9 protein-coding genes are annotated in these 8270 nt (G+C 62.1%); 8 read left to right on the top strand and 1 reads right to left on the bottom strand.

From position 1 onward, the window contains the following. Nucleotides 1–178: protein YgfX (locus AACR77_RS20650; RefSeq protein ID WP_331372520.1), on the top strand; the 178-nt coding region annotated here is incomplete at its 5' end. Nucleotides 179–281: 103 nt separating this feature from the next. Here the strand turns inward: AACR77_RS20650 and nadB are convergent. Further along, complete coding sequence (nadB, locus tag AACR77_RS20645; RefSeq protein ID WP_010675646.1) at nt 282–1889, bottom strand: L-aspartate oxidase; 1608 nt, start codon at nt 1887–1889, stop codon at nt 282–284. A 181-nt stretch (nt 1890–2070) separates the two neighbouring features. Here nadB and rpoE point away from each other — a divergent pair, with 181 nt between their 5' ends. The 7 genes from rpoE to rnc all read left to right on the top strand — a co-directional run. After that, nucleotides 2071–2652, top strand: coding sequence for an RNA polymerase sigma factor RpoE (gene rpoE, locus AACR77_RS20640; protein WP_010675645.1), 582 nt, complete (start codon nt 2071–2073; stop codon nt 2650–2652). Between the two features lie 22 nt (nt 2653–2674). Next, the gene (locus AACR77_RS20635) at nt 2675–3262 is read left to right on the top strand and encodes a sigma-E factor negative regulatory protein (protein WP_041211670.1); all 588 of its coding nucleotides are present in this window, start codon (nt 2675–2677) and stop codon (nt 3260–3262) included. 21 nt (nt 3263–3283) lie between these two features. After that, nucleotides 3284–4264, top strand: coding sequence for a MucB/RseB C-terminal domain-containing protein (locus AACR77_RS20630; RefSeq protein WP_010675643.1), 981 nt, complete (start codon nt 3284–3286; stop codon nt 4262–4264). Between the two features lie 90 nt (nt 4265–4354). Continuing rightward, nucleotides 4355–4816 carry a SoxR reducing system RseC family protein gene (locus AACR77_RS20625; protein ID WP_039040538.1) on the top strand — a complete coding sequence of 154 codons (462 nt, stop codon included), beginning with the start codon at nt 4355–4357 and terminating at the stop codon, nt 4814–4816. Between the two features lie 159 nt (nt 4817–4975). Beyond that, the gene (gene lepA, locus AACR77_RS20620) at nt 4976–6769 is read left to right on the top strand and encodes a translation elongation factor 4 (RefSeq protein WP_010675641.1); all 1794 of its coding nucleotides are present in this window, start codon (nt 4976–4978) and stop codon (nt 6767–6769) included. Between the two features lie 3 nt (nt 6770–6772). Next, nucleotides 6773–7696, top strand: coding sequence for a signal peptidase I (gene lepB / locus AACR77_RS20615; RefSeq protein ID WP_010675640.1), 924 nt, complete (start codon nt 6773–6775; stop codon nt 7694–7696). Then, on the top strand, nt 7697–8270 hold a 574-nt coding region (rnc, locus tag AACR77_RS20610; RefSeq protein ID WP_042881537.1), incomplete at its 3' end, for a ribonuclease III.

Below are 8270 nucleotides of genomic sequence, written 5' to 3'. Positions count from 1 at the left end.
CGAGTGGCAAGGGGGGCGCCATCGGCTCGATCCTCGCAGCCGCATCCTGCCCGGGGTGCTCTGGTTGCGGCTGAAGACGGTGGAGGGCTCCGAGGGGCAGCTCTGGCTCTTCTCCGATGCCCTGGCCCCTGCACACTACCGCGCCCTGGCCCGCGCCATCCACCTCGCTGTCCGCTAGGGGCGTCTCTCTCTACCTGCTACATCTGCCGCTCATAGCAGATGACCCCGCCTGGGCGGGGTCATCTGGGGGAGGGCATACGCCCGAATCGAACGCAACGGCCTTATTCCCGATCCGGGGTCAGCACGGTCGGCTTGGAGTCCGGCTGCATGTCCGGATAATCCAGGTTGTAGTGCAGACCGCGAGACTCCTTGCGCTCCAGGGCGCAGTTGACGATGAGCTCGGCCACCTGCAACAGGTTGCGCAGCTCCAGCAGGTTGTTGGAGACCCGGAAGTTGGCGTAGTACTCCTGCACCTCCTGCTTGAGCAGATCGATGCGACGCTTGGCCCGGGCCAGGCGCTTGTTGGTGCGCACTATGCCCACGTAGTCCCACATCATCAGCCGCAGCTCGTGCCAGTTGTGCTGGATCACCACCTGCTCGTCCGAGTCATCCACCTGGCTCTCGTCCCAGGCCGGCAGGCTGGGGGGCGCCACGCTGGTGGGCAGCTTGGCCAGGATGTCGGCTCCCGCCTGGTGGGCATAGACCACGCATTCGAGCAGGGAGTTGGAGGCCATGCGATTGGCGCCGTGCAACCCGGTATAGGTCACCTCGCCGATGGCATAGAGGCCGGGGATGTCGGTCTGGCCGTTGTTGTCGATCATCACGCCGCCACAGGTGTAGTGGGCCGCCGGGACGATGGGCATCGCCTCCCTGGTGATGTCGATACCGACCGCGAGGCAGCGCTCATAAATGGTCGGGAAGTGCTTGATGATGAAATCCGCCGGCTTGTGGCTGATGTCCAGATACATGCAATCCGCCCCGAGGCGCTTCATCTCGTGGTCGATGGCGCGGGCGACGATGTCCCGCGGGGCCAGCTCGGCCCGCTCGTCAAACTCCGGCATGAAGCGGCTGCCGTCGGGACGGCGCAGGTAGGCCCCTTCGCCGCGCAGGGCCTCGGTCAGCAGGAAGTTGGGGTCGTCCGGGTGGAACAGGCTGGTGGGGTGGAACTGGTTGAACTCCAGGTTCGCCACCCGGCAGCCGGCGCGCCACGCCATGGCGATGCCGTCGCCAGAGCTGACGTCCGGGTTGGAGGTGTACTGGTACACCTTGGAGGCCCCGCCGGTGGCCAGTGCCACGAAGCGGGCGCGGATCACCTCGACCTGCTCGGCGTTGCGATTCCAGACATAGGCTCCCAGTACCTTGTTGCCCGGCAGACCCAGCTTGCGGGTGGTGATGAGATCGACCGCGTTGAAGCGCTCCATCAGCTGGATGTTGGGGTGGGCGCGCACCTGGTCGATCAGGGTGAGCTGCACCGCCTTGCCGGTGGCGTCGGCCGCGTGGAAGATGCGGCGATGGCTGTGGCCCCCTTCCCGGGTCAGGTGATAGTGGGATTCCCCCTCGGCATCCTCTTCCTGATCGAAGGGGACCCCTTGCTGAATGAGCCACTGGATGGAGTCGCGGGCGTTGCGGGCGGTGAACTCCACCACCGCCGGGTCGCACAACCCGGCGCCGGCGTTGAGCGTGTCGCTCACGTGGGATTCGATGCTGTCGGTCTCGTCGAACACGGCAGCGATGCCTCCTTGCGCATAGAGAGTGGCCCCCTCACTGATGGGCCCCTTGCTCAGAACCAGGACTTTGGCCTGGTCTGCCAATCGCAACGCGAGGGACAGACCGGCGGCACCGCTGCCAATGATGAGTACGTCGCAAAGGTATTCAACACTTGCTTTCATAAGTATCATTGGCCTGGATTAAGAACTGGCCCCATGGTAGCCCAAGGGGGGTTGTGATGCAGCCCGCATCACATTTTTTTCAATGCAAGCGAACTTTCCCTGATTCCTCCTGTCTGAACTTGTGCGCTTAGAAGGGGCCGGAAAAGAAAAACGATAACCTGATGGGGGTTTTACGGCTCTGATGAGCGACCAGAATCTACTGGACGAACAGCTGGTTGAACGGGTCCAGCGTGGCGATAAAAATGCATTCAACCTGTTGGTACGCAAGTACCAGCACAAGGTGGTCAACCTGGTGGCCAGGTATGTCAACAATCCGGGCGATGTACCGGATGTGGCGCAGGAGGCATTCATCAAGGCCTACCGTGCGTTGCCGACATTCCGTGGCGAGAGCGCGTTTTACACCTGGTTGTACCGGATCGCCGTCAACACGGCCAAAAACTACCTGACGTCACAGGGGCGCAGACCGCCCAGCAGTGATGTCGAAGCGGACGAGGCTGAATATTATGGTGGTGGTGAAGCCCTGCAAGAGGTGGCCACCCCGGAAAACCTGGCGCTGACCGACGAGATCAAGCGAACCGTGTTTACCGCCATAGAAGCCTTGCCAGAAGATTTGAGAACGGCGATCACCCTTCGTGAAATGGAAGGGCTGAGCTACGAGGAGATTGCGGAGATCATGGATTGCCCGGTGGGTACGGTGAGATCCCGCATCTTCCGGGCGAGGGAAGCAATCGATAAAAAGCTGCAACCTCTGATCGAGCATTAACTGGGGAAAGACAGGCAAACTTATGGCAAATAAAGAGCAACTTTCAGCCCTGATGGATGGCGACCTCAGCGAAATCGAGGTACTGAACGAGCTGGGAACGGATCCCGCTCTGCAGGATACCTGGTCGCGTTACCATCTGATCGGTGATGCCATGCGGGGTGACCTGCCGGTCAATCTGCAACTGGATCTCAGCGACAGCATCATGCTGGCGCTGGAGGATGAACCCGCCATACTGGCGCCCAAGCCGGCACAGCCTGCTGCGCCCCAGGTGCAGCCCGCCGGCAAGGTGATCCCCTTCGTTCGCCGCTTTGGCCAGCAAGTGGGGCAGTATGCCATTGCCGCCTCCGTGGCTGCCGCCGTCATCTTCGGCGTGCAGCAGTACCAGGGCAAGGATGGTGTGCCGACCAGCCCGGTGCTCAATACCATACCCGTGGGTGGCAGTGCTGCGCCGGTGAGCGTGCACTATCCCCAGGATGGCAGCCGGACCGGTGTGCGTCAGCAAGGTCTGAGCGAGCAGCAGATGCAGGAGCAGCGCGAGCGCATCAATGCCTTCCTGCGCGACCATCAACTGCAACAGCGTCTGCTGCAAGACAAGCAGATTCAGGAATAACGCATTTTTAGGGATCAGATCGTGCGCCAGTCCAGCCGTATCCTGCTGGCCTCTCTCCTGTTGATTTGTGCCAAGGCCTCGGCCGACGATCTGTCGGCCGAGGCCTTGTTGCAGCAGATGCAGAGTGCCGTTTCGCAACAAAACTTCGAATTGTCCATGGTCAAGGCCCGCCAGGGGCGCCTCGAGCCTATCCGTTTCAGCCACGGGATCATCGATGGCAAGGAGGTGGCTCACCTGAGCTATCTCGACGGCAAGGCCGTGGAGTTCCTGCAACGCCAGAACGAATATACCTTCTTCGAAAACACCCATGAACCCTACACCCTCAAGGGGGCGCGTTTCCCCGGGGTCTGGTCGAGCCTGGTAAGGATGCCGCTGCCCCGGGTGATGGAGAGTTATGACCCCGTGCTGGCGGGCCGCAGCCGGGTGGCCGGCCTGGTGGCACAAGTGGTGCGGCTGGTGCCCAAGGAGGCGGACAAGTACGGCTTCGTGCTCTGGATTGATGAACAGAGCCATCTGCTGCTGCGGGTGGACATGGTGGATCGAGAAGGCAATCTGGTGGAGCAGGTGCTGGGGGTGGATCTGGACAGGCAATCTGCGCCGGCCCCCTGGCTGGTCACCCTGGCACGCAGCAAGCTGCCGGATGCGCTGGCGCTGGAAGATGCCTATCCCGCTCCCCAGCAGACCCTCAACTGGCACCTGACCTGGTTGCCCGATGGCTTCAAGGTGCTCTCTCAGGATCGGCATCAGCTGGTCAGCACCAGTCTGCCGGTGGATTACATGATGCTCTCCGACGGGCTGGTGGATCTCTCCGTCTACGTCTCACGGGTCGATCCCAAGCAGGCGGTGCGCCAACAGTTGATTCGCCAGGGGGCTACCTCGCTGGTGAGCTTCGTCAACGAGGTCGGGGTGGAGATCACCGTGGTGGGTGAGGTGCCCGCCGAAACCGCCAAGCGCATCGCCGAGGCAGTGCAGCCCCTGGCCCGCAACGAGGCGGTGCAGTGAGTCTTTGCCGTGAGACTTGCCCTGAGGGTGCCGCCGTGTTGAGATCCGGTGCATCCACCGCCCCCTGTGAGGAGTCATCAGGTGAGTAACATGAGTGAAGAGCTGGCCACAGTAGTGGCCATCGACGGCAATCACGCCTGGGTGGAGTGCGAGCGGCGATCCGCCTGCAGCGGTTGCCACCAACAATCCAGCTGCGGGACCGGCACCGTCGCCAAGGCCTTTCCCATGAAGGCGCAGCGGCTGCGGGTCGCCCTCACCGGTGACGTGGCGGTGGGCCAGCAGATCCGCCTGGGCATCCCTCAGGCCAGCATCCTGCGCGGTGCGGCTCTGGTGTACGTGCTGCCGCTCTTCTGTCTGCTGCTGGGTGCCCTGCTCGGCCAGCTCTGGCTGGTGCCGCTCTTGTCGGCGGGAGAGGGGGTGACCATCCTCTGCTGTCTGCTGGGCGGCGCCATCGGATTTTTACTGGTTCGTTACTTTTCTGACCGGCTCGAGCAGGGGGAATACGGTCCCCGCATGCTCGGGGTGGTGCTCAATACCCGTCATCTCTCTTGAGGAGCCGGATCTGGCGGAGGGCATCCAGGTGCCCAACGCCCGCCAGACAAGGCGCTATTTGTGGGGCCCGCCGACTAAAGATTGGCCGTCGACCGGGTTATCCAGTAAAATCCTGCCCTCATATCCGACCCTAACTTAATTTTGAGTGATTCTTGCTCGATGAAACACATTCGTAACTTTTCGATTATTGCGCACATCGACCACGGTAAGTCGACCCTGTCGGACCGTCTGATCCAGACTTGCGGCGGCCTGTCCGATCGCGAGATGCAGGCCCAGGTGCTGGACTCCATGGATCTGGAGCGCGAGCGCGGCATTACCATCAAGGCACAGAGTGTGACCCTGAACTACCAGGCACAAGACGGTAACACCTATCAGCTGAACTTTATCGACACCCCGGGCCACGTGGATTTCTCCTACGAGGTTTCTCGCTCCCTGGCTGCCTGTGAAGGGGCACTGCTGGTGGTGGATGCCGGTCAGGGGGTTGAGGCACAGACTCTGGCCAACTGCTACACCGCCATGGAAATGGATCTGGAAGTGGTGCCGGTGCTGAACAAGATTGACCTGCCGGCCGCAGAGCCCGAGCGGGTTGCCGAGGAGATCGAGGACATCGTCGGCATCGACGCGGTGGACGCGGTGCGCTGCTCCGCCAAGACCGGCCTCGGTGTCGATCTGGTGCTGGAAGAGATCGTCGCCAAGATCCCGTCCCCGGAAGGGGATCCGGAGGCGCCGCTGCAGGCGCTGATCATCGACTCCTGGTTCGACTCCTATCTCGGGGTCGTGTCGCTCGTGCGGATCAAGAACGGTTCCCTGAAAAAGAACGACAAGATCAAGGTGATGAGCACCGGTCAGGTATGGGGTGTGGATCGCATCGGTATCTTCACGCCGAAGCAGGTGGACACCGACGGCCTGGGTTGTGGCGAGGTAGGTTGGGTCGTCTGCGGCATCAAGGACATCCACGGTGCGCCGGTGGGGGATACCCTGACCCTGGCCAAGCACGGTGCCGAGAAGGCGCTGGCCGGCTTCAAGAAGGTGAAGCCCCAGGTCTATGCGGGCCTGTTCCCCATCTCCAGCGATGACTACGAGTCCTTCCGCGATGCGCTGGAGAAGCTCTCCCTCAACGACGCCTCCTTGTTCTACGAACCGGAGAGCTCCACGGCGCTGGGCTTCGGCTTCCGCTGCGGCTTCCTCGGGATGCTGCACATGGAGATCATCCAGGAGCGTCTGGAGCGTGAATACGATCTGGATCTCATCACCACCGCGCCGACCGTGGTCTACGAGATCGAGCTGAACGATGGCTCCACCATCCACATCGACAGCCCGGCCCAGATGCCCGCCATCAACAACATCAAGGAGATGCGCGAGCCCATCGCCGAGTGCCACATCCTGCTGCCGCAGGAGTACATGGGCAACGTCATCACCCTCTGCATCGAGAAGCGCGGCGTACAGACCAACATGGTCTACCACGGCAAGCAGGTGGCGCTGACCTACGAGATCCCGATGGCGGAAGTGGTGCTCGACTTCTTCGACCGTCTGAAGTCCACCAGTCGCGGCTACGCCTCCCTGGACTACGGCTTCAAGCGTTTCGAAACCTCCGACATGGTCCGTCTGGACATCATGATCAACGGCGAGCGGGTCGACGCCCTGGCCATCATCACCCACAAGGAGAACGCCCAGTATCGCGGTCGCCAGGTGGTGGAGAAGATGCGCGAGCTGATCCCGCGCCAGATGTTCGACATCGCCATCCAGGCCGCCATCGGCAACCAGATCATCGCCCGCAGCACCGTCAAGGCATTGCGTAAAGACGTCACCGCCAAGTGCTACGGTGGTGACGTGAGCCGGAAGAAGAAGCTGCTGAACAAGCAGAAAGAAGGCAAGAAGCGGATGAAGTCCCTGGGCCGTGTGGACGTGCCGCAAGAGGCCTTCCTCGCCATTCTCCACGTCGGAAAGGATTAATCGATGGCAAGCACCTTTTCCCTGATCCTCGTCGTCGTCACCCTGCTGACCGGCATCATCTGGACGCTCGACAAGCTGGTCTGGGCCAAGCAGCGGGCGGCCAAGATTGCCGCCGCCCGTGCCAATGCCGGTCCGGATGTGGACGAGAAGACACTGGCCAAGGTGGCCCCCATGCCGGTCTGGATCGAACAGACCGGCGGGGTTTTCCCGGTGATCGCGCTGGTGCTGATCCTGCGCTCCTTCATCTTCGAGCCGTTCCAGATCCCGTCCGGCTCCATGATGCCGACCCTGCTGGTGGGCGACTTCATCCTGGTGGAGAAGTTTGCCTACGGCCTCAAGGACCCGGTGACCAACACCAAGTTCCTCGAGACCGGCGAGCCGAAGCGCGGTGATGTGGTGGTCTTCAAGTATCCGCTGGATACCCGGGTGGACTACATCAAACGGGTGGTCGGCATGCCCGGCGATCGGGTCATCTATCGCAACAAGGAGCTGATGATCCGGCCCAAGTGCGATGAGCAGGAAGGGAAAACGTGCCCCGGCTTCCAGAAGCTGGACGTCAAGTTCGAGCAGCGCGGCGAGTTCAGCCAGATGGGGATCCCGCTGGATCGCTACACCGAACAGCTGGGCGATGTCTCCCACGAGACCTTGCGCAACCCGCTGATGCCGGACCTGGTGGACCGCTATTATCGCCAGCCCGGCACCTACCCCGACGAGTGGGTGGTGCCGGAAGGCCACTATTTCGTGATGGGTGACAACCGCGACAACAGCACCGACAGTCGTTTCTGGGGCTTCGTGCCCGAGCAGAACCTGGTGGGCAAGGCGGTCGCCATCTGGATCAGTTTCGAATTCGAGCGCGAGGAAGGGTCCAGCTTGCCGAGCTGGGTGCCGACCGGTGTGCGCTTCAACCGCATTGGCGGAATCAAGTAAATGAATATCAAGATGAACAGACTGCAGTCCCGTCTCGGGCATGTCTTTCAGGATCCTGAGCTGCTGACCCGGGCACTGACCCATCGCAGCGCAGGGTCCCGTCACAACGAGCGCCTGGAATTTCTGGGGGACTCCATCCTGAGTCTGGTGATTGCCGATGATCTCTTCCACCGCTTCCCGCAGGCGGCGGAAGGGGATCTCAGCCGGATGCGCGCCACCCTGGTGCGCGAGAAGACGCTGGCCGAGCTGGGCCGGGAATTCGACCTCGGGGATCACCTGATCCTGGGGCCGGGGGAGCTGAAAAGCGGCGGCTTTCGCCGCGAGTCCATCCTGGCCGACACCGTCGAGGCGGTGATTGGCGCCATCTATCTGGACACGGATCTGGAGCGGGTGCGCAGCCTCCTGCTCGGCTGGTATGCCAGCCGCCTTGGCGAGATCAAGCCCGGGATCGAACAGAAGGATCCCAAGACCCGTCTGCAAGAGATCCTGCAGGGCAGCCGTAAATCCCTGCCGACCTACACGGTGACCAACGTCAAGGGCGAGGCCCACAACCAGGAGTTCACCGTCCAGTGCG

Origin of the sequence: Aeromonas sp. ZOR0002 (genome assembly GCF_963866995.1) — a bacterium.
Lineage (GTDB): Bacteria > Pseudomonadota > Gammaproteobacteria > Enterobacterales > Aeromonadaceae > Aeromonas > Aeromonas caviae.
This window is presented reverse-complemented; position numbering and strand designations above follow the sequence as displayed.

Excerpts from the sequence above, each read along its gene's own strand:
- nadB (WP_010675646.1), bottom strand. The coding sequence starts at position 1,889 with ATGAAAGCAAGTGTTGAATACCTTTGCGACGTACTCATCATTGGCAGC.
- rpoE (WP_010675645.1), top strand. The coding sequence starts at position 2,071 with ATGAGCGACCAGAATCTACTGGACGAACAGCTGGTTGAACGGGTCCAG.
- AACR77_RS20635 (WP_041211670.1), top strand. The coding sequence starts at position 2,675 with ATGGCAAATAAAGAGCAACTTTCAGCCCTGATGGATGGCGACCTCAGC.
- AACR77_RS20625 (WP_039040538.1), top strand. The coding sequence starts at position 4,355 with ATGAGTGAAGAGCTGGCCACAGTAGTGGCCATCGACGGCAATCACGCC.
- lepA (WP_010675641.1), top strand. The coding sequence starts at position 4,976 with ATGAAACACATTCGTAACTTTTCGATTATTGCGCACATCGACCACGGT.
- lepB (WP_010675640.1), top strand. The coding sequence starts at position 6,773 with ATGGCAAGCACCTTTTCCCTGATCCTCGTCGTCGTCACCCTGCTGACC.